The 25,491-nt window shown below is 72.6% G+C and carries 23 protein-coding genes; 10 read left to right on the forward strand and 13 right to left on the reverse strand.

Features of this window, described 5'->3' with window-relative positions; genetic code table 11:
• Nucleotides 1-32: 32 nt before the first annotated feature.
• The 5 genes from AC3ANS_RS22965 to AC3ANS_RS22985 all read right to left on the reverse strand — a co-directional run bounded on the left by AC3ANS_RS22965 (nt 33) and on the right by AC3ANS_RS22985 (nt 6,471).
• Nucleotides 33-2,168: a methyl-accepting chemotaxis protein gene (locus AC3ANS_RS22965; RefSeq protein ID WP_488293885.1), complete on the reverse strand. Its 2,136-nt coding sequence runs from the start codon at nt 2,166-2,168 to the stop codon at nt 33-35.
• Between the two features lie 89 nt (nt 2,169-2,257).
• Nucleotides 2,258-3,691, reverse strand: coding sequence for a fatty acid desaturase (locus AC3ANS_RS22970; protein WP_488293886.1), 1,434 nt, complete (start codon nt 3,689-3,691; stop codon nt 2,258-2,260).
• A 140-nt stretch (nt 3,692-3,831) separates the two neighbouring features.
• A complete protein-coding gene (locus AC3ANS_RS22975) occupies nt 3,832-4,593 on the reverse strand; it encodes an ABC transporter permease (RefSeq protein ID WP_488293887.1) in 762 nt (253 codons plus the stop codon).
• Nucleotides 4,590-5,588 carry an ATP-binding cassette domain-containing protein gene (locus AC3ANS_RS22980; protein WP_488293888.1) on the reverse strand — a complete coding sequence of 333 codons (999 nt, stop codon included), beginning with the start codon at nt 5,586-5,588 and terminating at the stop codon, nt 4,590-4,592. Before AC3ANS_RS22980 ends, AC3ANS_RS22975 begins: the two co-directional genes overlap by 4 nt.
• 127 nt (nt 5,589-5,715) lie before the next feature.
• Entirely contained in the window at nt 5,716-6,471 is a 756-nt protein-coding gene (locus AC3ANS_RS22985; protein ID WP_488293889.1) for a maleylpyruvate isomerase family mycothiol-dependent enzyme, read from the reverse strand.
• Nucleotides 6,472-6,535: 64 nt separating this feature from the next.
• Between AC3ANS_RS22985 and AC3ANS_RS22990 the strand changes: the two genes are divergently transcribed.
• Nucleotides 6,536-7,525, forward strand: a complete 990-nt coding sequence (locus AC3ANS_RS22990) for an NYN domain-containing protein (protein WP_488293890.1) — start codon at nt 6,536-6,538, stop codon at nt 7,523-7,525.
• Here AC3ANS_RS22990 and AC3ANS_RS22995 read toward each other — a convergent pair.
• Nucleotides 7,511-8,146, reverse strand: a complete 636-nt coding sequence (locus tag AC3ANS_RS22995) for a PadR family transcriptional regulator (RefSeq protein WP_488293891.1) — start codon at nt 8,144-8,146, stop codon at nt 7,511-7,513. The two genes, AC3ANS_RS22990 and AC3ANS_RS22995, sit on opposite strands and share 15 nt — an antisense overlap.
• Before the next feature lie 23 nt (nt 8,147-8,169).
• Here AC3ANS_RS22995 and ppgK point away from each other — a divergent pair, with 23 nt between their 5' ends.
• A complete protein-coding gene (gene ppgK, locus AC3ANS_RS23000) occupies nt 8,170-8,928 on the forward strand; it encodes a polyphosphate--glucose phosphotransferase (protein ID WP_488293892.1) in 759 nt (252 codons plus the stop codon).
• Here ppgK and AC3ANS_RS23005 read toward each other — a convergent pair.
• Nucleotides 8,904-9,413, reverse strand: coding sequence for a MarR family winged helix-turn-helix transcriptional regulator (locus AC3ANS_RS23005; protein ID WP_488293893.1), 510 nt, complete (start codon nt 9,411-9,413; stop codon nt 8,904-8,906). The two genes, ppgK and AC3ANS_RS23005, sit on opposite strands and share 25 nt — an antisense overlap.
• Nucleotides 9,414-9,481: 68 nt before the next feature.
• Here AC3ANS_RS23005 and AC3ANS_RS23010 point away from each other — a divergent pair, with 68 nt between their 5' ends.
• On the forward strand, nt 9,482-11,512 hold the full coding sequence (locus AC3ANS_RS23010) for an MMPL family transporter (protein WP_488293894.1): 2,031 nt from the start codon (nt 9,482-9,484) through the stop codon (nt 11,510-11,512).
• 60 nt (nt 11,513-11,572) lie between these two features.
• On the opposite strand, the gene AC3ANS_RS23015 is transcribed toward AC3ANS_RS23010, so the two are convergent.
• A complete protein-coding gene (locus AC3ANS_RS23015) occupies nt 11,573-12,946 on the reverse strand; it encodes an NAD-dependent malic enzyme (protein WP_488293895.1) in 1,374 nt (457 codons plus the stop codon).
• Nucleotides 12,947-13,064: 118 nt separating this feature from the next.
• On the opposite strand from AC3ANS_RS23015, the gene AC3ANS_RS23020 reads away from it, so the two are divergent.
• Both AC3ANS_RS23020 and AC3ANS_RS23025 read left to right on the forward strand, forming a co-directional pair.
• Nucleotides 13,065-13,664, forward strand: a complete 600-nt coding sequence (locus tag AC3ANS_RS23020) for a TetR/AcrR family transcriptional regulator (protein WP_488293896.1) — start codon at nt 13,065-13,067, stop codon at nt 13,662-13,664.
• A 40-nt stretch (nt 13,665-13,704) separates the two neighbouring features.
• Nucleotides 13,705-16,026 (forward strand): MMPL family transporter, encoded by a 2,322-nt coding sequence (locus AC3ANS_RS23025; protein ID WP_488293897.1) that lies wholly within the window; start codon nt 13,705-13,707, stop codon nt 16,024-16,026.
• A 67-nt stretch (nt 16,027-16,093) separates the two neighbouring features.
• On the opposite strand, the gene AC3ANS_RS23030 is transcribed toward AC3ANS_RS23025, so the two are convergent.
• A complete protein-coding gene (locus tag AC3ANS_RS23030) occupies nt 16,094-16,603 on the reverse strand; it encodes an SRPBCC family protein (protein WP_488293898.1) in 510 nt (169 codons plus the stop codon).
• A gap of 126 nt (nt 16,604-16,729) precedes the next feature.
• On the opposite strand from AC3ANS_RS23030, the gene AC3ANS_RS23035 reads away from it, so the two are divergent.
• Nucleotides 16,730-16,915 carry a hypothetical protein gene (locus AC3ANS_RS23035; protein ID WP_488293899.1) on the forward strand — a complete coding sequence of 62 codons (186 nt, stop codon included), beginning with the start codon at nt 16,730-16,732 and terminating at the stop codon, nt 16,913-16,915.
• Nucleotides 16,916-16,961: 46 nt separating this feature from the next.
• Here the strand turns inward: AC3ANS_RS23035 and AC3ANS_RS23040 are convergent, their stop codons facing one another.
• Both AC3ANS_RS23040 and AC3ANS_RS23045 read right to left on the reverse strand, forming a co-directional pair.
• Nucleotides 16,962-17,609 (reverse strand): hypothetical protein, encoded by a 648-nt coding sequence (locus AC3ANS_RS23040; protein WP_488293900.1) that lies wholly within the window; start codon nt 17,607-17,609, stop codon nt 16,962-16,964.
• 54 nt (nt 17,610-17,663) lie between these two features.
• A complete protein-coding gene (locus AC3ANS_RS23045; RefSeq protein WP_488293901.1) occupies nt 17,664-19,895 on the reverse strand; it encodes a DUF5005 domain-containing protein in 2,232 nt (743 codons plus the stop codon).
• Nucleotides 19,896-20,068: 173 nt separating this feature from the next.
• On the opposite strand from AC3ANS_RS23045, the gene AC3ANS_RS23050 reads away from it, so the two are divergent.
• Genes AC3ANS_RS23050 through AC3ANS_RS23060 form a run of 3 tightly spaced genes read left to right on the forward strand, consistent with a single transcriptional unit; the run spans nt 20,069 to nt 23,226 of the window.
• Nucleotides 20,069-20,746, forward strand: coding sequence for a response regulator transcription factor (locus AC3ANS_RS23050; RefSeq protein WP_488293902.1), 678 nt, complete (start codon nt 20,069-20,071; stop codon nt 20,744-20,746).
• Nucleotides 20,743-22,206 carry an ATP-binding protein gene (locus AC3ANS_RS23055; RefSeq protein ID WP_488293903.1) on the forward strand — a complete coding sequence of 488 codons (1,464 nt, stop codon included), beginning with the start codon at nt 20,743-20,745 and terminating at the stop codon, nt 22,204-22,206. Before AC3ANS_RS23050 ends, AC3ANS_RS23055 begins: the two co-directional genes overlap by 4 nt.
• A gap of 9 nt (nt 22,207-22,215) precedes the next feature.
• A complete protein-coding gene (locus AC3ANS_RS23060; protein ID WP_488293904.1) occupies nt 22,216-23,226 on the forward strand; it encodes a zinc-dependent alcohol dehydrogenase in 1,011 nt (336 codons plus the stop codon).
• A 107-nt stretch (nt 23,227-23,333) separates the two neighbouring features.
• Here the strand turns inward: AC3ANS_RS23060 and AC3ANS_RS23065 are convergent, their stop codons facing one another.
• Together AC3ANS_RS23065 and AC3ANS_RS23070 are read right to left on the reverse strand one after the other, a co-directional pair.
• The gene (locus tag AC3ANS_RS23065) at nt 23,334-24,218 is read right to left on the reverse strand and encodes an aldo/keto reductase (protein WP_488293905.1); all 885 of its coding nucleotides are present in this window, start codon (nt 24,216-24,218) and stop codon (nt 23,334-23,336) included.
• Nucleotides 24,219-24,252: 34 nt separating this feature from the next.
• On the reverse strand, nt 24,253-24,834 hold the full coding sequence (locus tag AC3ANS_RS23070; protein ID WP_488293906.1) for a M15 family metallopeptidase: 582 nt from the start codon (nt 24,832-24,834) through the stop codon (nt 24,253-24,255).
• A 201-nt stretch (nt 24,835-25,035) separates the two neighbouring features.
• Here AC3ANS_RS23070 and AC3ANS_RS23075 point away from each other — a divergent pair, with 201 nt between their 5' ends.
• A complete protein-coding gene (locus AC3ANS_RS23075; protein ID WP_488293907.1) occupies nt 25,036-25,491 on the forward strand; it encodes a MarR family winged helix-turn-helix transcriptional regulator in 456 nt (151 codons plus the stop codon).

Below are 25,491 nucleotides of genomic sequence, written 5' to 3' on the forward strand. Positions count from 1 at the left end.
TCGGCCGGCCCTTGCGGCCCGGCTCGTGCGGCTCAGACCTGGAAGGCGCCCACCAGCTCCGCGAGGCGTGACACGGTCCGGCCGAGGTCGTCGGTGGCCCGCGACGACTCGTCGACGGCCTCGCGGGTGCGCTCCATCGTGACCTCGACCTCGCCGAGGCTGTCGAAGATCTGCCCGCTGCCCGCCGCCGCGGAGGCGACGTTCTGCGCCATCTCGTTGGTGGTCGCGGTCTGCTCCTCCACCGCCGCGGCGATCGCGGTCTGGTAGCCGTCGACGCGGCCGATGGTCTCGGTGATCGCGTTGATCGCCTGGACCGCGCTGTCGGTGTCGCCCTTGATCGCGGCGACCCGCGAGGCCACCTCCTCCGTGGCGCGTGCGGTCTGGCTCGCGAGCTCCTTGACCTCGTTGGCCACGACGGCGAAGCCCTTGCCGGCCTCGCCCGCGCGGGCGGCCTCGATGGTGGCGTTGAGCGCCAGCAGGTTGGTCTGCCCGGCGATCGAGGTGATCACGTCGACGACCTCGGCGATCCGCGCGGACGAGTCGCTCAGGGTGCGCATCACGCCCTCCATGTCGCCGGCCAGCCCCACGCTCTCGCGGGCGACCGTCGCCGCTTCCTGGGCGCTGCCCGAGATCTCCCGGATCGAGGCGGACATCTCCTCCGACCCGACCGAGAGCGTCTGCACGTGCTCGGTGACCACGCCGGCGGATGCCGCCGCGGCACCCGTGAGCCGGGTCGCGGCGTCGGCGCTGGCGGTCAGGTCCTGGCGCACGCCGCTGAGCCGGCGGCTGGCGTCGTCGACCCGGCCGGCCTCGGCGCTGATCTCACTCAGCAGGTCGTGCAGCCGGCGTACGGCGAGGTTGAGCGCCCGGCTCATCGTCCCGATCTCGTCGCCGCCGTCCTCGGGCACCGACACGGTCAGGTCGCGCTCGGCCAGCCCGCTCATCGCGGCGGTCAGCCGTCCCATCCGACGCGACATCCGGGTGGCGACCACCCAGGCGACGCCCGCCCCGGCGATCGCGAGGGCCAGCGCCACCAGGATGAAGACCTTGAGCATCGTGGACCGCCCGTCGGCGAGCGCCTGGGTCGCGGCGGCGAAGTCAGGACCGTAGGCGTCGACGACGATCGCCCAGCCGTACGGCGCGTAGGACCCGACCACCACCGTGCTGTCGGCGGCGGGTGCGCCTCCGGTGCCGGGCAGCCGGTAGTGGGCGGAGGCCAGCGCGCCGTCCGCCAGCTCGGTGGCCCGGGTCAGGGTCTTCTCGACCCAGGGCTTGCCGTCCACGTCCTCGCCCTCGAGCGTGGAGCCGACGGCCTTCTCGTCGCTGGACGCGACGACGCGGCCGCGGTCGGCGTCGGCGGTGCTGACGATCGAGACCGTGCCGTGCTCGCCGATCTTGGTGTCGGCGATCGCGCTGCTCAGCGCCGCGATGGCCTGGGCCTGCGGCACCCCGACGAACAGGGCGCCGACCACGCGGCCACTCCCGTCGCGGATCGGGTCGTACGCCGTGACGTTCCAGGTGTCGACGACCTTCGCGATCCCGCGGTAGGGCTTGCCCGCGCGGATCGCCGCGGCGACCGGGTTCGGGTTGCCCTCGGCGTCGACAGCCGGGATGTAGGTGCCGATGGCGCGGGTGCCGTCCGCGGTCTCGACCGTGGTCGCGACCCGCAGCAGGTCGCCGCGGGCGTTCATCCGCTGGAAGACCGTCACCGACCCGCCGACGACCTTGGTGATGTCGTCGACGACGGGGGTGGCGACCTTCACGTCGAGGTTCTGGCCCAGCCAGGTGCCGCCGACGGTGGCGGCGGGCAGGCGCACGGTGGTGACGTCACCGCTCACCTGGTCGACGGCCTTCCAGGTCACGGTGCGGCCTGGGTCGAGGCGCAGGCCGCCGTCACCACGGACCATCGAGGTCGCGACGGTCATGCCACGGTCCTGGGCCTGCTGGACGGACTCGCCCACGGCGGCGACCAGGGTGCCGATGCCGGTGGTCACATGGGTGAGGTCGGAGGCCGTGAGGTCGTTGATGCGGTGGTCGGCATCCCCCGTGAACCGGGTGGTCTGCCAGGCACCGACACCGACGAGCACGGCGGCCGTCAGCACCACGCTGCCCGTCCCGAGAGCGATCAGACGGTGGCGCAGCTGCCAGGAGCGTGCGCGAATGTTCATGGGCTACCGAACGGCTGCCCGAACCGCGACCTGAGGATGTCCTCGACAAAGTTTCCGCAGGTCAGCGGCTCGGGAAGGTCAGGCTTGCCTCAGGCGGGAGCCTCGTGGAGCGGCACGAAGTCGACCTTCTCGCGAACGCCGCAGTCGGGGCAGCACCACGAGTCGGGGATGTCGGCCCAGGCGGTTCCGGCGGCGAACCCTTCGTGCTCGTCGCCGGCCGCGACCTCGTAGGTGTACCCACACCCGGGGCACCGAGCGGCGAGCACCTCATCGACGGGCTGCTGAGCGCCCAGCTCGCTGGCCGACCCGGTCGAGACCGGGGCGGACGGGGGCGGGTACTTCGCCAGGATCTTGTCGCGCTTGCGCGGGCTGAGGTTGGCCCGCGAGAGGTCACCGTCGAAGTGGGCGAGCACCCGGGGGTCCATCACCCGCCGCCAGATGGCGGGCACGATGGCGAGCACGATCATGCCGGCGTACCCGGTCGGCAGCACCGGCGACTCCTCGAAGTCGCGCAGGGACTGGTAGCGCCGGGTCGGGTTCGCGTGGTGGTCGCTGTGGCGCTGCAGGTGGTAGAGCAGCACGTTGGTCGCGATGTTGTTGGAGTTCCACGAGTGGGTGGGGTCGACCCGCTCGTAGCGCTGCCGCTCCCCGACGCCGACCTTCTGCCGGAGCATCCCGTAGTGCTCCATGTAGTTGACGACCTCGAGGAGCGAGAACCCGACGACGGCCTGGATCACCAGGTAGGGCAGCACGCCGACGCCCAGCCACGCGACCAGGGCGCCCCACAGCACCGCGGACATCACCCAGGCGTTGAGGACGTCGTTGCCGATCCGGAACGGGTGCTGGCCCTTGCGGGCGTAGCGGCGCTTCTCGATGCGCCACGCGGACTTCAGGGAGCCCACGACCGTGCGGGGCCAGAACTGGTAGAAGTTCTCGCCCACGCGGGAGGAGGCCGGGTCCTCCGGCGTCGCCACCCGGACGTGGTGGCCACGGTTGTGCTCGATGTAGAAGTGGCCGTAGAAGCTCTGGGCGAGCGCGATCTTGGAGAGCCAGCGCTCGTTGGCCTCGCGCTTGTGCCCGAGCTCGTGGGCGGTGTTGATGCCGATGCCCCCGATGCAGCCGATGGAGACCGCCAGCCCGATCTTGTCGATCGTCGCGAGGTCGGCGCCGCCGATCAAGTCCCCAGAAATCAGGCAAAGTGCGCCGACGAACCCGGCGTACTGGATCGGGAGGAACAGGTACGTGATCCACCGGTAGTAGCGATCCTGCTCCAGCGCCTCGATCACGTCGTCGGGCGGGTTGGAGCGGTCGAGCCCGGCGATCAGGTCGATCGCGGGGACCACGACCAGGATCACGAACGGCCCGATCCAGAACCACACCCCCCACCCGGTGAGGGACCAGAGCCCGAAGCCGATGAACGCCAGCGACGGCACCACGAGGCCGATGAGCCACAGGTAGCGCTTCTTGTCCTTCCAGGCCGCGGTCGACCCGTCGGGGACGGTGCTGTGCGGGATCGCGGTCATGGGAATCGGCCTCCTGTGATGACGGTGGTCACATCGGAGGTTTACAAAACCACAGTTAATGTCAACCGTCTAGACCTGCGAGTGCACAGATGTCCACCCACCACGTTGACCCGCCCGAAACTTTCGGGCGGGTCAACGTGTTAGGCGTTCTCGCGGCGGAACGTCGCGGTGCCCCACCAGGTGCCGAGCGCGGCCAGCACCAGCGCCCAGACCGATCCCCAGAGCACGGCCGAGGTGGCGAGGTCGCCGGCGAACCCGTTGCGGACCGCGTCGACGATGTAGCGGAACGGCATGAAGTCGCTGGCCGTCCGCAGCCAGCCCGGGCCGAGCGTCATCGGGAGCAGGATCCCGCTGAGCAGCAGCACCGGCATCATCACGATGTTGATCACCGGGGCCATCACGTCCTCGCTCTTCGTGGTCAGCGCCAGCGCGTTGGACGCCGCGGCGCAGGCGCCGCCGACCAGCAGCGTGATCACCACCCCGAGCGTGATGCCGGAGACCGAGCCGCGCATGCCCATGACCAGACCGAGGCCGACCAGGATCAGCGCCTGCACGAACAGCTGCAGCACGTCGCGCGCCAGCCGGCCGACGAGCAGCGCCGACCGGTTCGCCGGAGTGACCCGCTCGGCCTCGATGACGCCCTCGCGCCACTCACCGATCAGCGCGAACCCGGCGAAGAACGCCCCGAACATGCCCAGCTGCACCAGCAGGCCGGGCACCAGGAACGTGTAGGCGTTGGTGGTGCCGGTGTCGAACGAGGCCACCAGCGGCTTGAGCAGCGGGCCGAACAGCAGCAGGTAGAGCACCGGCTGCATGATCCCGATCAGCACCCAGGCGGGGTTGCGCAGGTTCATCCGGATCTGACGGCGGAACACGATCGAGCTCTCACGGGCGAAGCTCATGCCAAGACCTCCTCGGCCTGGGTCGGGGAGTCGGCCGAGTCCGCGTCGCGCAGCGACCGGCCGGTGAGGGACAAGAAGACGTCGTCGAGGGTCGGGCGGAGCACCTCGATGGAGTCCAGCGCGACGCCGGAGGAGTCCAGGTCGCGCAAGAGGCCGGGTACGACGCGGCCGGCCCGCTGGACCCGGCCGCGCACGTGGTGCCCCTCGGTCTCGACGCCGTCGGCGATCGAGCCCAGCCGGGCCGCCGCGACCGCGACCTGGTCGTCGGCCGCGACCTCGAGGTCGACCAGGTCGCCGGCGACCTGCGCCTTGAGGTTGTCGGAGGTGTCCGAGGCGACGATGCGGCCCTGGTCGATGATCACGATCCGGTCGGCGAGTGCGTCGGCCTCGTCGAGGTAGTGGGTGGTGAGGAACACGGTCGCGCCGAGCCGGGTGCGCAGCCCCTGGATGTGCTCCCAGAGGTTCGCCCGCGCCTGGGGGTCCAGGCCCGTGGTGGGCTCGTCGAGGAAGACCAGCCGCGGGTCGTGGATCAGGCCCATGACCACGTCGAGACGGCGCTTCTGCCCGCCGGACATGTTCTTCGGCATCCGCCTCCAGAGGCCCTCGAGCTGCAGCTGGGCGAAGAGCTCCTGCCCACGACGTACGGCGTCGGCGCGCGACATCCCGTAGAGCATGCCGTGGTCGACGACCTCGTCGCCGGCGAAGGCACCCGAGAACGTCGCACCGACCTGGGAGACGTAGCCGATGCTGCGCCGCACCTGCACCGACTCGGTGACCACGTCGTGGCCGGCGACCGTGGCGGTCCCGGCCGTGGGCTTGAGCAGGGTGGTGAGCATCCGGAGCGTGGTGGTCTTGCCCGCCCCGTTGGGGCCGAGGAAGCCGACCACCTCGCCCTCGTGGACGTCCAGGTCGACGCCGTCGACGGCCCGGACCTCCTTGGCGTTCTTGCCGCGCCCCGTGTGGAACGTCTGCACGAGCCCTCGTGCCTGGATCATGGGATCTCCCTCGTGTTCAAGTTTGAACATCAGTGTTCAACGTTGAAGAGTGTGCGTCAAGTCGCTTTCCCGGGAGCAGACCCGCAGCACCGCACCGACTCATCGCTCTCCGGCTCATCGCCCCGGGTCAGCTCCAGGTGATCGCGGCGCGCTCGCGCCAGCCGGGCTCGAGCCCGTCGCGGGGGGTGCGGTTCCACAGCGCCAGGTAGAGGTGCGCGGCGGTGCCGTCCAGCTCCCAGTCGCCCTCCGCGGCGGACCCGCGGTGCCGGGTGGTGACCGCGGGCCGGGGCCCCAGCTCCACCTCCCACCAGTCGGCGACATCGACGGGGTCGACGACGAGCACCGCCTCCTCCTCGCAGCGCAGCCGCGAGCGCGGCCGGGTGAGGAACCCTCCGAGCAGCTCGTCGATCCCGTCCGCGGCGAGGTCGGCCTCGATCCACGTCTCCTCCGCCGTCGGCGGCCGGCCGAGCGCGGCCGCGAGCGCGTCGACCGCGTGCACGGTCGTCTCGTGGCACTGCCGGCGGGCCCAGAACTCCCGGGGCGGCGGCGCGTCGTGGAGGAACACGGTCGCCCGGAGGTCCGCGGGTGCGCGGGTCAGGGCCTCGACCAGGTCGACGGCGCCGGCTCGCAGCCAGCCCAGCGGATCGCTCTCGGCGCGGCCGGCCGCCTCGAAGGCGTCCGCATCGACGTCGCGCTCACCGCGCACCAGCGCCGCGGCCCAGCGGTGCACCATGCCCTGGTGGGCGACCAGGTCGCGGACCGTCCAGTCGGGGCAGGTCGGCACCGGCGCCGTCAGGCCGGCGCGGTCGGCGTACCGGACGAAGGCGACCATCGCGGAGCGGATCGCGTCGAGGTGACGCGCCGCAGTGAGCTCGGTGGGCACGTCTGGAGCCTGACAGTTGGCGCGGCGCGCGGCACCCCGTTTACGACGGTGGTAGGAGTGGGACGTGACCGAACCCGCCGACGTGCGCCTCGCCGTCCTCATCGACGCCGACAACGTCTCCGCCTCCCACTCGGCCGCTCTGCTCGCCGAGCTGGCGCGCTACGGCAGCCCCACCGTCAAACGGGCGTACGGCGACTGGACGACCCAGCAGCTGACCGGCTGGAAGTCCGAGCTGGCCCGGCACGCCATCCAGCCGATCCAGCAGTTCGCCAACACGGTCGGCAAGAACTCCACGGACTCGGCGCTCATCATCGACGCGATGGACCTGCTCTACTCCGGCAACCTCGACGCGTTCGCGATCGTCTCGAGCGACAGCGACTTCACTCGCCTCGCGACCCGGCTGCGTGAGTCCGGCAAGACCGTCTACGGCCTGGGCCGGCGCCGCACGCCGGCGTCCCTGCAAGCCGCGTGCGACAAGTTCATCTTCCTCGAGGTGCTGCGGGAGGGCGACGACGGCCACGACGCCCGCGACACCTCCGGCGACGGCGGCACCGAGAGCGACGCGGAGTCCGAGGCCGACTCGCTGCCGGACCTGCGCAAGATCCTCGAGGCTGCGGTGCGCAGCACCGCCCAGGACGACGGGTGGTCGGCGCTCGGCTCGGTCGGCACCTACCTGGGCAAGACGCACGCGGCCTTCGACCCGCGCCACTACGGCTTCCCTCGGCTCAGCGCGCTCGCCGGAGCCCAGGACTACCTCGACCTCGACCACCCCGACGGCGGACAGCCGCGGGTGCGGCTGCGCTCGCAGCGCCCGCCGCGCAAGCGCGCGGCCGCCAAGAAGACGGCCAAGCCGGCCGCCAAGACGACCGCCAAGTCCGCCGCCAAGACGACCGCCAGGAAGGCGACGAAGAACGCGGTGCCCGAGCAGGTCGAGCAGAAGGAGCCGGCTGCCACCCCGGACAGCGGTCCGGACAGCGGCTCGGACGCTCCCGAGGTCAGCCGGACCAGGACGACCCTGACGACCCGGACGAGGAAGCGCTCAACGGCCCAGTAGCGCGCGGTACTTGTCCCGCTCGGCGTTCATCTGCCACCCGGGGTCCTCGGGCGGCGGCACCCAGCCCCCCTCGTCGCCCATCTCGAACGCGAGGGTGCCGCTGCGCACCTCCTCGATCGTCTCGCGCAGCCAGGCGAGCTCGGCGACCGCGATGTCCAGCCAGAGCAGCATGCTCCGGGTGGCGTGCGGCGGCGCGACGCCGGGCTTGTGATCGGCGAGCTCCTTGACGGTCGCCTCCAGTGCGACCCGGCGCGTCGTCAGCGACCGCACCACCTGCGCGCTGTCCAGCAGCGGCAGCATCGAGAACGCGACGTGGAACGCCGTTCGCTCGAACGCGTCGACGGTCTCCAACGAGGTCACCATCAGCCGGCGCAGCTCCTCGCGCCCGCCCGGGGTGAGCTCGTAGACCGCGACCTCGCGGCCGGCGTCGACCAGGTCGTGGCGGACCAGGTGGCCGAGGTTCGTCAGCGAGGTCAGCCCGTGGTAGATCGAGCCCGGGTTGGTGTTGGCCCACCGGTCCACCTGCCACGACAGCAGCTCGCGGCGGATCTGGTAGCCGTTGACCGGCTCGAAGAGCGCGACCGCACCCAGGATGAGCATCCGGGTCTCGTGCGCCGACATGCCGTGCAGTTTAGGGTTGCGAGATGGCGCAGACGGCACAGCAGCCCTTCGGCATCGACTTCGGCGGCACCGGCATCAAGGGCGCCCCGGTCGATCTGGACGCCGGTGAGTTCGCCGCTGAGCGGGTGCGGATCAAGACGCCGGACCCCTCGACCCCCGAGCGGGTCGCCGACGTCTTCGTCGAGCTCCTCTCCCAGTTCCCCGACTGCACCGGGGCCGTCGGCGTGACGGTCCCGGGCGTCGTACGCCACGGAGTGGTCCGCTCGGCCGCGAACATCCACAAGTCCTGGCTCGGCACCGACGCCGACCGCCTGTTCACCCAGGCGACCGGCCGAGAGGTGCACGTCGTCAACGACGCGGACGCCGCCGGCTTCGCCGAGGTCCGGTACGGCGCGGCCAAGGGCCGGTCGGGGCTGGTGATCGTCACGACCCTGGGCACCGGCATCGGCTCGGCGATGGTCCACGACGGCGTGCTGGTGCCGAACTCCGAGCTCGGCCACCTCGAGATCGACGGCCACGACGCCGAGTCGCGGGCGGCCAACAGTGCCCGCGAGCGCGACGACCTCTCGTGGGAGCGGTGGGCCAAGCGGCTCACGACGTACTACCGCACGCTCGAGAAGCTCTTCTCCCCCGAGCTGTTCGTCGTCGGCGGCGGCGTCAGCAAGAACTCCGCGGAGTTCCTCCCGCTGCTGGACCTCGACACCGAGATCATCCCGGCGGCGCTGCTGAACAAGGCGGGCGTCGTGGGCGCCGCGCTCTACGCCTCCGAAGGCGGCGGCTGAGGGCTCCTCGCCGGACCCGCGACCTGCTCGAACGCCGCCTGCGCACCGCGCAGGTAGCGCTCGACCACGCTCCGCTCGGCGTCGGTGAACGATCGGTCCCACGCGTCGAGGGCGGTGAACATCGGCAGGAGGTGCGCGAGCACCTCCTCGCGTCCGGAGGGGGTCACCCGCACCTCCGTGCGCCGGCGGTCGGCCGCGTGCGGGTGGCGCTCGACGTGCCCGCGCTCCGCGAGACGGTCGACGATGCCGGTCGAGGCCGCGGTGCTGACGTCGAGCAGTCGGGCCAGCTCGGCCGGACCGAGCGGTGAACGCACGAGGTGCTGGAGCGCGACCAGCTCGGAGTCGCCGAGCCCAGCCCGCCGAGCGACGACGTGCCGCACCCGCGCGCCGGCCTCGATCGCCTCGCGCAGCGCGACCAGGCTCCCGGTCTGGCGCCAGGCGTCGGCGAACTCGGTCGCCGGACCGGACGACTCGGCTTCCGCCATTTTTGTTTCACCTACTTGATGTCTAACCTAGTTAGCGATCATACCGACTGCTCGCCCCGGAGGCTCTCATGTCGCACCGCATCGCCGCGCTGGTCACCGGCCGTCGCTCGGCCTTGCTCGTCGCGCTCGTCCCATTCTTGCTGGCGCTGGCGCTCATCGGTGGAGTGGGCGAGGCCGACCGCGCGGACCGCAGCACCGACTCCCTGCCGAAGGGCCTGGACAGCACCCAGGGCGCGGCGCTGCTCGACCGGCTGCCCGAGGACGTGTCGACGGCTGCGATCGTGCTGTTCACCGCGGCCGAGGGCAAGCTCTCCGGCGACCAGCTGGCCGCGCTGCGCGACGCCGCCGGCGACCTTGCCTCCCGCGGCGGCGGCCCGTCCGGGGAGCAGGCCAGCCCGCTGGTCCCGTCCGAGGACGGCACCGCCGCGCTGCTCGCCATCCCGGTGCCCTCCGGGGCGGCCAGCAAGGTGGCGGACACCGTCGAGGAGCTGCGGACCGCGGCGGACGAGGCGGCGCCCGACGGGGTCGAGGCGCAGGTGACCGGGCCGGCCGCGGTCCAGGCCGACCTCGCGGCCGTGTTCGAGGGCGCCAACACCCGACTGCTGCTGGTCACCGCGCTCGTGGTCGCGGTGCTCCTGGTCATCACCTACCGCAGCCCCGTCCTGTGGCTGGTCCCGCTGGCCGTGGTCGGCGTGGCCGACCGGCTCGCCGCCGTGCTGGCCACCCAGGTGATGGCCGCGGTGAACGTCGCGTGGGACGAGTCGACGGTCGGCATCCTCTCGGTGCTCGTGTTCGGCGCGGGCACCGACTACGCGCTGCTGCTGATCTCGCGCTACCGCGACGAGCTGCGCACCGAGGAGTCGCGGTACCGCGCGATGGCGCACGCGCTGCGGCGTACGGCGGAGGCGGTCATCGCCAGCGCCACCACGGTCGTCCTCGGCCTGCTGACGCTGCTGCTCTCGCTCACGCCGACCACCCGGGGCCTGGGGCTGGCGTGCGCGGTCGGCGTCGTGGTCGCCGCGACCTTCGCCCTCGCCGTGCTCCCCGCGGCGCTGGTGCTCTTCGGCCGCTGGGTGTTCTGGCCGCGGGTGCCGCACGTCGGCGAGACCGTGACGGTGGAGTCCGGCACCGTGTGGCACCGGATCGGCGAGCGGGTCGACCGACGTCCCGGCACGGTCATCGCCGGGTCGCTGCTGCTGCTGGCCGTGATGGCCGTCGGCCTCTTCCGCATCGACCTCGGCCTCGACCAGGCCGAGCAGTTCCTCGACGAGCCGGAGGCGATCAGCGCCGCGAGCCGCCTCGCCGAGTCGTTCCCCGCCGGCACCGCCGACCCGACCCAGGTGGTCACCACGGGGTCGGCCGACGAGGTGCTCGACGCCGTCCGCTCGGTGGAGGGCGTGACCTCGGCTCGGGTCTCCGAGACCGGCAACGGCGTGAGCGTCGTCGACACCGTGCTCTCCGGCCGCTCGGGCCAGAACACCGACACCGTCGAGGCGCTGCGCGACGCGGTCGCGCCGTACGACGCGCACGTCACGGGCTCGGAGGCGGAGGCGATCGACGAGCGCGAGGGATCCGACCGCGACCTGCGGCTGATCGTGCCGCTGATCCTCGTGCTGGTGCTCGGCGGCCTCGTGCTGCTGCTGCGCTCCGCGGTCGCTCCGGTGCTGCTGGTGCTCACCGTGGTCGCGACGTACGCCGCCGCCATGGGCGCCTCGTGGTGGCTGTTCACCGGGCCGCTCGGCTTCGGCGCGATGGACAGCGGGGTGCCGCTGTTCGCGTTCTTGTTCCTGGTCGCGCTCGGCGTCGACTACAACATCTTCCTGGTGACGCGGGCCCGCGAGGAGTCCGTCGGGCACGGGTCGCGCGACGGCATGCTGCGCGCGCTCTCGGCGACCGGCGGTGTGATCACCAGCGCGGGCATCCTGCTCGCGGCGGTGTTCGCCGTGCTGGGCGTGCTTCCGCTGGTCGTGCTCGCCCAGCTCGGCACGATCATCTGCCTCGGCGTGCTGCTCGACACCCTGCTCGTGCGCACGCTGCTGGTGCCGGCGATCGCGATGCGGCTCGGCGACCGGTTCTGGTGGCCGCGCCGGGTGGGGTGACCGTCACCTGCGGGGTGGTTTCGAGGCTTGCTTCGCTCGCACCTCAACCACCGTTGGCGGTCAGACGCCGCGGACGGCGGCGGCCACCTTGCGCTGCACGTCGGGGTGGAAGACCGTCGGGATGATGAACGCCGGGTTGAGCTCGTCGTCCTTGACGACCAGCGCGATGGCCTCGGCGGCGCGCAGCAGCATGTCGATGGTGATCTCGCTGGCCCGGGCGTCCAGCAGGCCCCGGAACACCCCGGGGAACGCGAGCACGTTGTTGATCTGGTTGGGGTAGTCGGAGCGGCCGCTGGCCACCACGGCGGCGTACTTGGCAGCCTCCGCGGGGTCGACCTCGGGGTCGGGGTTGGCCAGGGCGAAGACCACGGGATCCGGCGCCATGTCCTGGATCCACTCCGGCCGCAGCAGCCCGGGTCCGCTGACCCCGATGAACACGTCGGCACCGGCCAGGGCCGCTCGCAGGTCGCCGCGGACCCCCCGGGGGTTGGTGACCTCGGCGAGCTGCTTCTTCGCCGGCGAGAGCGTGTCGTCGTCGCGCGAGAGGCAGCCCTCGCGGTCCCACACCACGATGTCGGGCGCGCCCGCCGCGATCAGCAGCGTCACGATCGCGGTGCCGGCCGCGCCGCCGCCGGAGACCGCGATGCGCACGTCGTGGATCTCCTTCTTCACCACGCGCAGGGCATTGGTGAGGGCGGCCAGGACGACGATCGCGGTGCCGTGCTGGTCGTCGTGGAACACCGGGATGTCCAGGCTCTCGCGGAGTCGCCGCTCGATCTCGAAGCAGCGCGGCGCGGCGATGTCCTCGAGGTTGATCCCGCCGAACCCCGGAGCGATCATCTCCACGGCCCGCACGATCTCGTCGGTGTCCTGGGAGGCCAGGCAGATCGGCCAGGCGTCGATGTCGGCGAACCGCTTGAACAGCGCCGCCTTGCCCTCCATCACCGGCAGCGCGGCACCCGGTCCGACGTTGCCGAGGCCGAGCACTGCCGAGCCGTCGGTGACGACCGCGACCGAGTTGCCCTTGATCGTCAGGCGGGACACGTCGCCCGGGTTCTCGGCCAGCGCCATGCTGACCCGGCCGACGCCGGGCGTGTAGGCCATCGACAGGTCGTCGCGGTTGCGCAGCGGCACCTTGGAGGCGACCTCGATCTTGCCGCCGATGTGCAGCAGGAACGTCCGGTCACTGACGCGATAGACCGCGACGCCCTCGACCGCGGCCGCGGCGGCCTCGAGCTCCTCGGCGTGATCGGCATCGCTCGCCGAGCACGTGACGTCGACGATGAGCCGCTCGGCGTTCGACTCCGCCACGTCGATCGCCGTCACCACGCCGCCCGCCTGTGAGATCGCCGTGGCCACCGCACCGACCACCCCGTTGTCGGGCGCGGTGTGCAGACGCATGGTGATCGAGTACGACGACGCGGTGGCGGCCATGCCCCGCACCTTTCCGCTGCGGGTGGCTCGCGAGCAAGTCGGGGCGGCTCCGCCCGGCGTTCCTGTGACGACCGCCACAAAGTTGCACTTCTTGGTCGTAAGTGCAAAACTGCACTTCGTGAAGTTGAGTGCAACATCTTGCGGTCGCCGCGAGACCCAGAAGCGGGAGACCGAGCTCCGGATCCACCGCTGCGCCCTCGAGCTGACCGACCAGCGCGGGCTCGACGGCTGGACCATGGACGAGCTGGCCGCCGTGGCCGACGTGTCGCGGCGCACCCTGTTCAACTACTTCCCCGGCAAGGTCGACGCCGTCCTCGGGAGCACCCCCGAGCTGCCGGCCGACGCCCTCGAGGCCTTCCACCGTGGCGGCCCCACCGGTCGCCTGGTCGACGACCTCTCCGCGCTCGCCGAGGTGATCCTCACCGAGAAGGGGTTCGACCCCGAGGTCATGGCGCTCGGCCACCGCATCCTGCATCACACCCCGCGGCTGATCGTGGTCGCCCACGAGCGCTTCGAGCAGGTCACCGCCGACCTCGTCGACCACATCCTGCGGCGCGAGGGCGAGGAGTTCGGCGAGGCCCGGGCCCGGCTGCTCGTCCGCCTGCTCGTCGCCGTCTTCGACGTCGCGATCAACCAGCTGAACGACGATCCCGCCGGCCGACCGGTCGCCGAGATCTTCGACGAGAACGTCCGTCTGGCGCGCGACCTGCTCGCCTGATCGCCCACCCCGAACCACTTCCCCAGGAGACCCGCCACCCATGGCCACCCTGTTGCACCGCCTCGGCAAGACCGCCTACCGGCGGTGGCCGATCTTCATCGCCGGCTGGATCATCGCGATGCTCGCCGTCGGCACGTTCGCCGCGACGATGTCCAAGCCGATGACAGACGCCTTCTCGATCCCGGGCATCCCCTCGGAGAAGGCCGCCGACATGCAGTCCGAGCTGTTCCCCAGCTCGGTCGACGCCCTGGACCAGGCGACGGTGAACGTCGTCGTCGCCGCCCCGGAGGGCCACACGCTCGCGGAGCCGGCGTACGCCGGCGCCGTCGATGACCTGGTCGGGGAGCTGCGCACGCTCCCGCAGGTGGCCAAGGACGCCCCGATCGCCAACCCGGTCGAGGCCGCCGACTCCCAGCGCCAGCAGTTGCTGGACGCCGCGAAGCAGAACGGCACGCCCATCGACCAGGCAGGAGCCAACGCCGACGCGCTCAGCCCGCTGTCCGAGGACGGCCGGGTCGGCACCATCACGTTCGACTACGACGTCGACACCGTCGCCGACGTCGAGCCGGCCACCCAGGACGCGCTGCTCCAGGTCATGGACGATGCCCGCGCGAGCGGACTCACCGTCGAGGCCAACGGCTCCGGCACCAGCGCGATGACCGAGCCCGGGGGGTCCTCGGAGCTGATCGGCATCGCGGTCGCACTGATGGTCCTCGTGCTCACCTTCGGCTCGCTGGTCGCGGCCGGCCTGCCGATCGTCACCGCGCTGTTCGGGGTCGGACTGGGCATCACCGGTGTCACCGGCATGACGGCGTTCATGGACATCGGGTCCAGCACGCCGATGCTCGCCACGATGATCGGCCTCGCGGTCGGCATCGACTACACGCTGTTCATCCTCGCGCGCTACCGCACCGAGCTGCACCACACCGAGGACCGCGAGGAGGCCATCGGCATCGCGGTCGGTACGGCGGGCTCGGCGGTCGTCTTCGCGGGCCTCACGGTGTTCATCGCGCTGACCGCGCTCGCGGTCGTCCGGATCCCGTTCCTCACCGCGATGGGTCTCGCGGCCGCCGGCACCGTGCTGATCGCGGTGCTGGTCGCCCTCACCCTGCTGCCCGCGATCCTCGGCCTGCTGAAGTCCAAGGCCTTCGGTGGCCGGGTCCGCCGCTACGCGCCCCACCGCGAGCCCGACGGGCACGTGCTGAACAACGGGGTGCGCTGGGCCCGCCTGGTCGGCCGCAAGCCCGTGGCCGTCGCGCTCCTGGTGGTCGTCGCGCTCGGCGCGCTCGCCGTACCGCTCAAGGACCTGCACCTGGCCTTCCCGACCGACAGCACCGCCTCCTCCGACACCACGCAGCGCAAGGCCTCCGACCTGATGTCCGAGGCGTTCGGCCCCGGCCGCGAGGGTCCGCTGCTCGTGGTCGTCGACGCCACCGACGTGGCCGAGGCCGACCGGGGCGACGCCATCGGCGAGGTCGCCTCGTGGGCCGCCGGGCTCGACGACGTCACGAACGCCCAGATCGTGGCGATGAACAAGGAGGGCACCGGCGCCCAGATCATGGTCACGCCGAGCTCCGGACCCGACGACACCGCGACCGAGAACCTGCTCTCCGCGCTCCGCGACGGTCAGGACTCGATCGAGCAGCAGACCGGCACCGACACCGGCGTGACCGGCTTGACCGCGATCACCACCGACGTCTCCGAGCGGCTCAGCAGCGCGCTGCCGATCTACCTCACGGTGGTCATCGGGCTCGCGTTCCTGCTGCTGATGATCGTGTTCCGCTCGGTCCTGGTCCCGTTGACCGCGACCCTCGGCTTCCTGCTGTCGGTGCTGGCCACCCTCGGGGCGACCGTCGCGGTGTTCCAGAAGGGCGCGTTCGGCATCATGGAGGGCCAGCCGATCGTGAGCTTCATGCCGATCTTCCTGATCGGCGTGGTGTTCGGGCTGGCGATGGACTACCAGGTCTTCCTGGTGACCCGGATCCGCGAGGCCCACGTGCACGGCTACCCCATGCGCGAGGCGATCGTCGACGGCTTCCGCAACAGCGCCCGGGTGGTCACCGCCGCTGCGGCGATCATGACGGCGGTGTTCGCGGCGTTCATGCTGCAAGACGAGCCGATCATCAAGTCGATGGGCTTCGCGCTCGCGATCGCGGTCGTCTTCGACGCGTTCGTGGTCCGCATGGCCCTGATCCCGGCGGTGCTCTACCTGCTCGGTGACCGGGCCTGGTGGCTGCCGCGCTGGCTCGACCGGCTGCTGCCCGACGTCGACGTCGAGGGCGAGAAGCTCGAGCGCCCCTACATGCGCGACGGCAACTTCGACGACGCGTTCGACGACCTGGAGGAGAGTTCAAGGTCGTAGGACAGGCTGAGACGCGCCGCGGCCCGCAGCGGACCGGCGAGCGCAACCGCACGGTCGGTTGACCGACTCAGGATCGATCTCGCGCCCCGCGCGGCGACGAAGTCGACGCGCGAGACGCGTCCAGGTGGGCGAGCAGGTTCTTCGAGAACCGCTCGCCCATCTGGTCGATGACGCGGTTCATCGTCGCCCGCACGGCGCCACCGGCGGCGCGGGGCAGCGGCAGGTCGATGGTGATCTCGAGCGCGGTGACCAGCCGGGTGCCGGCCGGGTGCGGCTCGAGGGAGTACCACCCCTCCACGGAGGATCGCTCGGTCGCACCGGCGGGCGGGTCGTGCCGGAACTCGATCCGCTCCGGCTCGTCGTACGTCATCTTCTCGGTGAACGACGGCGCCACCCCGACTCCGAGCACCTTGAGCCCCGACAGCTCCCAGCGCCAGTGGTCCCCGTCCTCGCGGATCGTGCGCACGAACGGCGTCAGGTCGGCCACCAGGCCGGGATCTGTGAGAGCGGCCCAGATGCGCTCGCGCGGTGCGTCCACGACGGCCTCGGCTCGGGTGTCGGCGGAGAAGGTGGTCATGGGTGGCCACTACCCACCCAGGGCGGCTCGGATGTGTCGGTGTCACGCAGCGCACACCGGTCCGTGGGTTTCGAGGTGCGCCGCGCGGGAAACCGTTCTCAGCAGACCGCACCCCCGGAGGAACCGATGACGATCACCGCACTGCTGATGGCCGGCCTGCTGGCCTTCGTGCTGCTCGTGCCGACCCTGATGGTGGCCGTGCTCGTGTCCGGCCTCGCCCGCCGCCCGGCTCTCGTCGAGACCGAGACTCTCGAGACCGTCGAGGCCATCGAGGCTCGCCCGGCCGCGCCCGGCCGGCCCGTAGCCGCCTAGGACAGCCGTTCCGGGGCGTGGGTCTGACCGCGCGCGAACGAGCGCCTCAGGCGATCATCCGAGCACGCACCTGGGCCGCCTGCTGGTGGCCGACGGGGTTGAGGTGCCCGTCGAGGAGGATCTCGATCGTCCGGTTGCCGAGGTCGATCACGACCCGGTCCGGACCCACCTCGAGCACCTCCCCGCGCACGAGGTAGTCCTCCGCCTGCTGCCGCTCGAGCAGGGTCTCCGGCGCACAGCGCTCCACGTCGCCGAGCGCGACCGCGCGCAGGTTGGCCCGCATCCGTCCGGCGAAGCGCCACATCAGCAGGCCCAGCAGGAGCAGCACGATGTCGGCGATGCCGGTGGCCACCCACGGCACCCGGCTCTCGACGGCGCCGGCAGCCCGGTACGCGGACGGGTCGTCCTCGAGGACGCGCACCCGGATCCGGCCGCTGGCGACCGCGTCGTCGTACGCCGCGTCGCCCAGGTCGGCCGACCAGGTGCGCTGGTCGGGGTCGATGCTCGTGGGGAACCGGAACGAGAGCAGCCCGGACCCCGTGTGGTCGACGACGGTCGCGGTGACCTCGACACCCGAGCGCTGGACCCGCGAGTCGGTCCAGGTGCTGTGCACGAGCGGCAGGTTCACCACCACGGCCAGCAGCAGGAGCAGGAACGTCGTACGCCGCCGACCGCTGCCCCTCGCCTGCGCCATGCGGGCCAGTATCCCTGTCCGGGCCGGCGCCCGCACGCGCCCCGACGTCGACGCCTACGGCAGGTCGACCCGCAGGAACCGTGGCCGGTAGCGCGTCGGGTCGTCCACGACCTCGCCGACGTCGGTGCGGTTCTGGCTGTAGGAGACCACCACGGTGCCGGGCTCCGGGAGCAGCCCGGGGTGGGCCAGCGGCATGTACCGCAGCCGACCCTCCGCGGCGTTGGACGGCAGGGCGGCCACGGTGCTGCCGTGGTCGAAGGGTCCCCAGGGGTGCGCGGCGGTCCACACCACGACGTCGCTGCCGAGGAACTCGTTGCGCTTGCTCAGTGCGTACCAGTGGTCGCCCTCGCGGAACACCGACAGCGTCTGCGACGTCCCTCCGTCCGCGCCGATCAGCTGCTGGCTCCGGCTCGGGTCGCCCACCCAGTCCTCGCCCGACCAGTACTGCCACGCCGAGGGGCGCAGCACGTCGTCCGGACGCACCCGCGCGACCTGCAGGGAGAAGCCGAAGACGTAGGGCTGGTCGGGGTTCGCGGTGCCGTAGAGGTAGAGCCAGCCTCCGTCGAGCGCCGTGGCGGCGCCCCACTCGGGGCGGGTGATGTCGGCCGCGTCGGGGCCGACGTCGCGGACACCCACCAGCTGCGGGGTCTCACCGCGCGGCACCACGAACACCGCCACCGCGGGGCCGAGGGTCTCGAACCCGAAGGCGTCGGCCGCGTCGGTGCTCCGGACCCGCTGGCAGGTCACCACCACCAGGTCGTAGCCGGGATGGGTGACGGTCACCGCCGACATCGGCCAGTAGCCCACCCGGCCGGTCGACAGCGCACTGGGCCGGTCGGGGATCAGCGCGCCGTGGTCCTCAGGGACGATCGCCTGGATGCACTCCCCACCGAAGACCAGCATCGAGTTGCGCACGAACCGCTGACCGTCGAACGACGGGCTGCGCAGCGTGTCCCCGAACACCATCAGCCGCCGGCCGTCCTGCAGCTCGGTGTCGGCGCCCACGTCGCCGCCCTCGAACTCCGGGCCACCGCGCACCGTCCGGGCGATCCGGTTCAGGTCGGCAACGGTGCGCACCTGGCCGGTCGACACGCACTGGGTCTGGCTGGCGCGGCTGGCGACCGCGGCCGCGTGGGCGACCGCGTCCCGCGGGACGAACGACACCAGGGCGAACGCCGCGACGGCCGCCGGGAGCACGACGACGCCGACCCGCCACCGCCAGCGCACCAGGCGGCCGTGGCGTACGGCGGGGGTCAGCGGGGGGTGGAGCAGCAGCGGCTCGTCGAGTCCCGCGTCCGGGGCCGTCTGCTCGCGGGCGCGCTCGCGCCGCGACACCAGCAGCGCCAGGACGGCGGCCAGCAACCAGACCGCGAGCACCAGCAGGGGCAGCCGGGTGCCGGTGCCGGCGTAGAGCGCGATCGCGCTGAGCGCCTCGACGCTGGCCCCGGGCGGGGTCCACCCCGACAGCAGCGGCCACGGCTCGGGCAGCAGGCGCGGATCGGTGCCCAGCAGCTGCGGGGTCGCCACGACCAGGTAGAACGCGCCGCACAGCCCGAGCCCGCCGAAGCCGGCGACTCCCTCCAGCGCGAGCGTCAGCGTGCCGGCCACGACCGCCGAGAGCGCGAGCACGCCGGCGAGCTGCAGCTGGGCCCGGGTCTCGAGCCCGCTGACGCCGGGCAGCACGCTCACCACGACGTACCCCGCGATCAGCGAGACGGCGCTGACCACGAGGATCCGCCGGGTGCCGAGCCGCAGCGTCCGCGCCACCGGGCCGAACCGCAACGAGAGCACCAGGGCCAGCAGGAAGCCCAGCGCACCGAACCCGACGGAGAGCCGGCGGACGACGTGGTCGTGCACGGCGGATGCGGACACGTGCCGGACCGTCAGCGTCCGCCCGTGCGAACGCTCGATGGCGCTGACCTGCTCGAGGACGGCACGCGAGAGCCGTTCGTCCGTCGCGCCGTTGAGCACGAGCTGGTCCTGGGTGCCGCTCAGGTCGACGAGCGCGGCGCCGACGGTGACGCCGTGGCGGACGTCGTCGACCGCGGCCTCCCGGTCGTCGCTGGCGGTGACGTCCAGCGGATGACCCGGCAAGGCGTTGACCTGCTCGGCCAACCCCTGCGCCACGATCGCCGGCGCGACCACCGCGACCGGCGCGTGGTGCGGGCGGGGCTCGCGGACGTCGCGGACCAGCAGGGCGAGGCCGACGGCCTGCACGACCAGCACCACCGCGCACACGATCGCGACCCGGCGCGGGAAGAGCCGGCGAAGCGTCGGTCGGTCCACCGTCACAGTCTGGCGGGTCCCGAGCCCCGCCACCCGCCGAACCGTCGCTCCGGCGTGGTCACCGCCCGAGCGGGACCGGAGGCGGAGTGCGGCGGCCGTCGCGGACCACCCGGCCGGGGGACCGCGCGCATGAAGGGACGGTGAAACGCGTCCCCGGGGTGCAGGGTGGAGTCGTGCGGATCCTGATCGCGGAGGACGACGAGCGCCTGGCGGCGCTGCTCGACCAGTCGCTGACCGAGGCCGGCTGGGAGACCGAGACCGTTCACGACGGCACCTCGGCCTACGGTCGCGCGCTGCCCGGCGGCCTGCCGTACGACGTCCTGCTGCTGGACTGGATGCTGCCCGGGACCGACGGGATGACCGTGTGCCGGCGGCTGCGCCGCGCCGGGGTCACGACCCCGATCATGATGCTCACCGCCCGCGGCCAGGTGCGCGACCGCGTCGAGGGGCTGGACGCCGGTGCCGACGACTACCTGCCCAAGCCGTTCGACCTCGACGAGCTGCTCGCGCGCCTGCGGGCGCTGCGCCGCCGAGCCACGATCGGGGAGGAGACGGTGGTCGAGGTGGGTGATCTCGTGGTCGACCCCGGCGCCCGGCGGGTGACCCGTGCCGGCACCGAGATCGAGCTGTCGGCCCGTGAGTTCGACATCTTGCACCTGCTGGTCGCGCGGGCCGGCCAGGCCGTGTCGCGGTTCACGATCCTCGACGAGGTGTGGGACGGCGAGACCGATCTGCGCAGCAACGTGATCGACGTCCACCTGGCCTCGATCCGGGCGAAGATCGACCGGCCGTTCGGCACGAGCACGATCACCACGCTGCGCGGCGCCGGCTACCGGATCGACGTCCCATGACGGCTCGGACGCTGCCGTCTCGGGTGGCGCGGCTGCCGTTGCGCACCCGGCTGGTGGCCGGCTTCGCCGCCGCGATGCTCGTAGTGCTCACCGCGGCCGGGGCGTTCGTCTACTGGAGGGTCCAGTACGCACTGGACCGCGACCTCGACGGCGAGCTGGCCCAGGCCACCGGCACGATCGCGCCCCTGGTCGATCAGGCCGGACAGGTCCGCTCCCCCACCGAGGCGGCCGCGACCGGCGTGAGCTGGCAGGTGCTCGACCCGAGCGGCACGGTGGTCGACTCGGGGGGTCCGGCGGAGGGCGCCGCGCTGCTGAGTGCGCGTGACCTGGCCCGGGTGGGGACCGGCGGGCTGATCCGCGACGTGGGCGCCTTCCTGCCGGCGGCCGACCGGCCCTATCGGCTGCAGGTGACCCGCCTCGGCCGTGGCAGCAGCTACCTCGTGGTCGGCGTACGCCGCGACCACCGCGACGAGGCGCTGCGCGAGCTGCTGCTCCAGCTCTCGCTCGCGGGTCTCGGCGCGCTGGTCGTGACCGCGCTGGTCGGCGACGTGCTGGCCCGTGCCGCGCTGCGGCCGGTGGAGCGCTACCGCCGCCGGGCCGACGAGATCGCGCGCGGGGCGAGCGGGCTGCGGCTCGACGTACCGGCCGGCCGCGACGACGAGGTCACCCGGCTGGGCCACACGCTCAACGAGATGCTCACCGCGTTGGAGCGGTCGCTGGCGCACGAGCGCAGGTTCGTCGACGACGCCAGCCACGAGCTGCGCACCCCGCTGACCCTGCTCAAGAGCCGCATCGACCTCGCCCTGCGCCGTGACCGGACCCCGGAGGAGCACGAGCGGGTCCTGGCCGAGCTCGCGGTCGACGTCGGCCGGCTCGCGGACCTGGCCGAGCAGCTGCTGCGGCTGGGATCGCCCGCGACCGCCGTGGGTGCCGCCGATGTCGGCCACGTGGCTGCGGCGGTCGTCGAGCGACGGCGGCTGGGTGACCCCTCGCACGCGGGCGGCATCGACCTCGAGGTGTCCGCCCGCGACATGGACGGTGAGCTGGTCGCCGCGGTCGATGTCGGCGTGCTGGAGGGCATCGTGCGCAACCTCCTCGACAACGCTCTGATCCACGGCGCGGCCCCGGTGCGGGTCGTCGTCGACCGGGCCGGCACCACCGGGGCCGGGTGGGTGCGGCTGCTCGTCGAGGACGCCGGGCCCGGGATGCCCGCCGGCCTGCTCGCCGAGGCGACCGGCCGGTTCACCCGATCCCCGGAGGCGCGCGCCCGGCCGGGGGCCGGGCTCGGGCTGTCGATCGTCGAGCAGTCCGTGCTGGCCGCCGGCGGCGAGGTCCGGCTGTGCGCCGGCGGACGGCACGAACGGCGCGGCGTGTCGGCGCCGGTCGCCTGCGAGCACGGTCCCGCGATGGTCGTCACCGTGCTGCTGCCCGCCGCCGGCGACGGAGCGCGCCGGGAGTAGGTTGGCGGCGTGGCAGCAGCGGCCCGTCTCCACGGCATCGGTGACCTCCGTGTCGAGCAGGTCGACCCACCTCCCGCCGCTCCCGAGGGCTGGTCGACGGTCGCGGTCACCTCGGTCGGCCTGTGCGGCTCCGACCTGCACTGGTACACCGACGGCGGCACCGGCGAGGTCACCCTCGACCGTCCGGTGGTCCCGGGACACGAGTTCGCCGGCGTCGCCCTCGACGGCCCGTACGCCGGCCGCCGGGTCGCGGTCGACCCGGCGATCCCGTGCGGCGTCTGCGAGCAGTGCCGCGCCGGCCACGGCAACCTGTGCCCGGAGGTCCGGTTCGCCGGGCACGCCGGCCTCGACGGCGGCCTCCAGGAGTCGCTGGTCTGGCCGGACCACCTGCTGTTCCCGCTGCCCGACTCGCTCAGCGACGACGCGGGTGCCCTGCTCGAGCCGCTCGGTGTCGCGATCCACGCCGCCGGGGTCGCGCACGTGCGCGCCGGCGACGACGTGCTGGTCGCCGGCGGTGGCCCGATCGGCATCCTCGCCGCAGCCGTCGCCCGGCGTACCGGTGCCCGGCGGGTGTTCGTCAGCGAGCCGCTCGCCCACCGGCGCGAGACCGCGCAGCGCTTCGGTGCCGACGCGGCCTTCGCCCCCGAGGACGTCGTCGCGGCCGTGGCGGCCGCGACCTCCGGGCGCGGGGTCGACGTGGCGATCGAGATGGCCGGTGTCGACGACGCGATCGCCGCGGCCGTGTCCTGCACCCGACCCGGCGCCCGGATCGCCCTCGGGGGCATCCCGTCGGTGGCGCTCTCGGCGTTCCAGGCCGCCCCCGCGCGCCGCAAGGGCCTGACGTTCGCGATGGTCCGCCGGATGCACGACACCTATCCCCGCGCCATCGAGCTGGCCACGACCGGCCTGGACCTCGACGCCCTGGTCAGCCACCGGTTCCCGCTCGCCGACGCCGCGGCGGCGTTCTCCCACGCCGTGGCCCGCACCGGAGACAAGACCGTCATCACCCTTCCCCGCTGAGTCAGGGACGCCGCTCCCGGACGTCATACGTTCTGTGGCCTGGAGCGCACTGGCCTGGAGCGCACTGGCCTGGAGCGCACTTTCCGTATGACGTCCTGCGACCAGCCTCAGTCGGCGTCGAGCGCGCGCAGCTCCTCGTCGGTGAGCTCGAGCTCGGCGGCGGCGGCGGAGTCCTGGATCGACTGGGGCCGCTTGGCGCCCGGGATCGGGATCACGACCGGCGACTGAGCCAGCTCCCAGGCGAGCGCGACCTGCTGGGCGCTCACCCCGTGCGCCTGCGCCACCTCCGCGAACGCCGGGTGCTTGTCGGCCAGCTCCTTGGCGTCGCCGAGGCCGCCCAGGGGGCTCCACGGCAGGAACGCCACACCCAGCTCCTCGCACACGTCGATCTCGGGCCGGCTGCTGCGGAACGCCGGTGAGAACTGGTTCTGCACGCTGACGAGCTGGTCCCCCAGCGCGGCGTGCGCGGCGCGGATCTGCTCGGGGTTGGCGTTGGAGATGCCGAACATCCGGACCTTGCCGGTCGCGGCGATCTCCTGCATGGTCGCGAGGACCTCGTCGTACGGCGTCTTGCTGCTCGGGCGGTGGTGCTGCCACAGCGCGATCTGCTCGACTCCGAGGCGCCGCAGGCTGTCGTCGACCGCCTGCTTGAGGTGGGCCGCGGAGCTGTCGGTGCCCCAGCCGCCGCCCTCGGTGCGAACGTGGCCGCCCTTCGTGGCGAGCAGCACCCGGTCGCGTACGCCGAGCTCGTCGAGCAGCGAGGCGATCAACAGCTCGTTCTCGCCCTGCGCACCCGCGCCCTTCTCGTCACCGGGCCCGTAGGCGTCGGCGGTGTCGAACAGCGTCACCCCCGCGTCGAGCGCCGCCCGCACGGTGGCGAGCAGCTGCTCACGGGGCTGGGTGCCGGTCTGGTCGAACGTCATCAGGCCGAGGCCGATGGCACCGACCTCGGTGCGGCCGACGGTGTCGTTGCCGATGCTGCGAATCCTCATGCCTCGTTCCTACCAGGGGCATGGCGAGCGTTCCCTACCGGCTGGCACCGTCGGCGTACATCGCCGGGCACTGCCCGCCTGGCGACGTGGCCAGCTCGAAGTGCCAGATCTCGTTGGCGAAGATCTGGCACAGGCCGTACGCCGACCCGTGCTGCCCCAGCCAGACGGCCGCATCGGTCGGGCCGATGTCGACCGCGTCGCCGGTGACGTGCGCGGACTCGGCCGGCAGCGCGACGTACCGCCGCGCCTCCTGCTCCGAGCCGTACTTCGACACGGCCTCGTCGAACAGTCGCTGCTGGTGCTCCCAGCTGCGCCACCCGCTGGTCACCTCGAGGCGCACCCGGTCGTGCAGCGCGTCGCGCGCCGCGTCCTGGAGCGCGGAGAGCAGGTCGGGGTCGAGCCGGGCGACCGTCACCTGCGAGGTGTCGATCACCCCTCGCTCGGGTGGCGGCCGGAGCCGGTCGGCGGGCTTGCCGAGCGCCGAGCCCGGACGTGCGTGCGGCGTGCCGGTCCCGGGCTCCTGGTCTCCACAGGCCACCAGGCCGAGGGCGAGCACGATGAGTGTGACGAGGCCGGCCGCTCGGCGATCGGGGTGGGTGAAGAGGTTCGTCAGCACGCTTTCGACGCTATGGAACCGGTCCGGGGCCCACCTCCACCTCGAGTACCCGGTCGTGGTCCCGGGGTCTCGGCTCGGTCCGCACCAGGTGCCGGGCGTGCGTCCGTCGGTCCTGCCCCGCCGTCGGCGGAATACATGCGCAGTCATGTTGTTAGACCCCGTGCGAGCCGTCACCTGGCCCGATCCGAGAGGAGGCCGCGCATGGACCACACGACCCGTCTCGCCAACGAGGCCTGGGAAGCCATGTTCCGCGCGCAGGCCACCCTCGCTCTCGAGCTCGAGCGAGAGGACGGCTGGGGCGACCTCCCGCCGCGCGAGTACGGCGTGCTGTACGCGCTCGCCGGCCGCCCCGACGGGCTGCGGATCAGCGACCTCGTGGCCGACGCCCTGCTCACCCAGGCCGGCGTCTCGCGGATGGTCGCGCGCCTGGAGAAGCGCGGGCTGGTCGAGCGGCGTGCCGACCCCGACGACGCGCGCGCCTGCCGGATCGTCCTCACGCCTGAGGGCCGCAGCGTCCAGCGCCGGGTCGGCGCCGCCCACGCCCGGCACGTCGCGACCGCGATGACCCGCGCCCTCACCGAGCGACAGCTGCAGACGCTGCGCGACCTGGCCCTCGAGCTGACCGCCGCCGCACCCCACCCCCGACGCACCCGATGA

Source organism: Nocardia sp. 149-1B, from assembly GCF_057747975.1.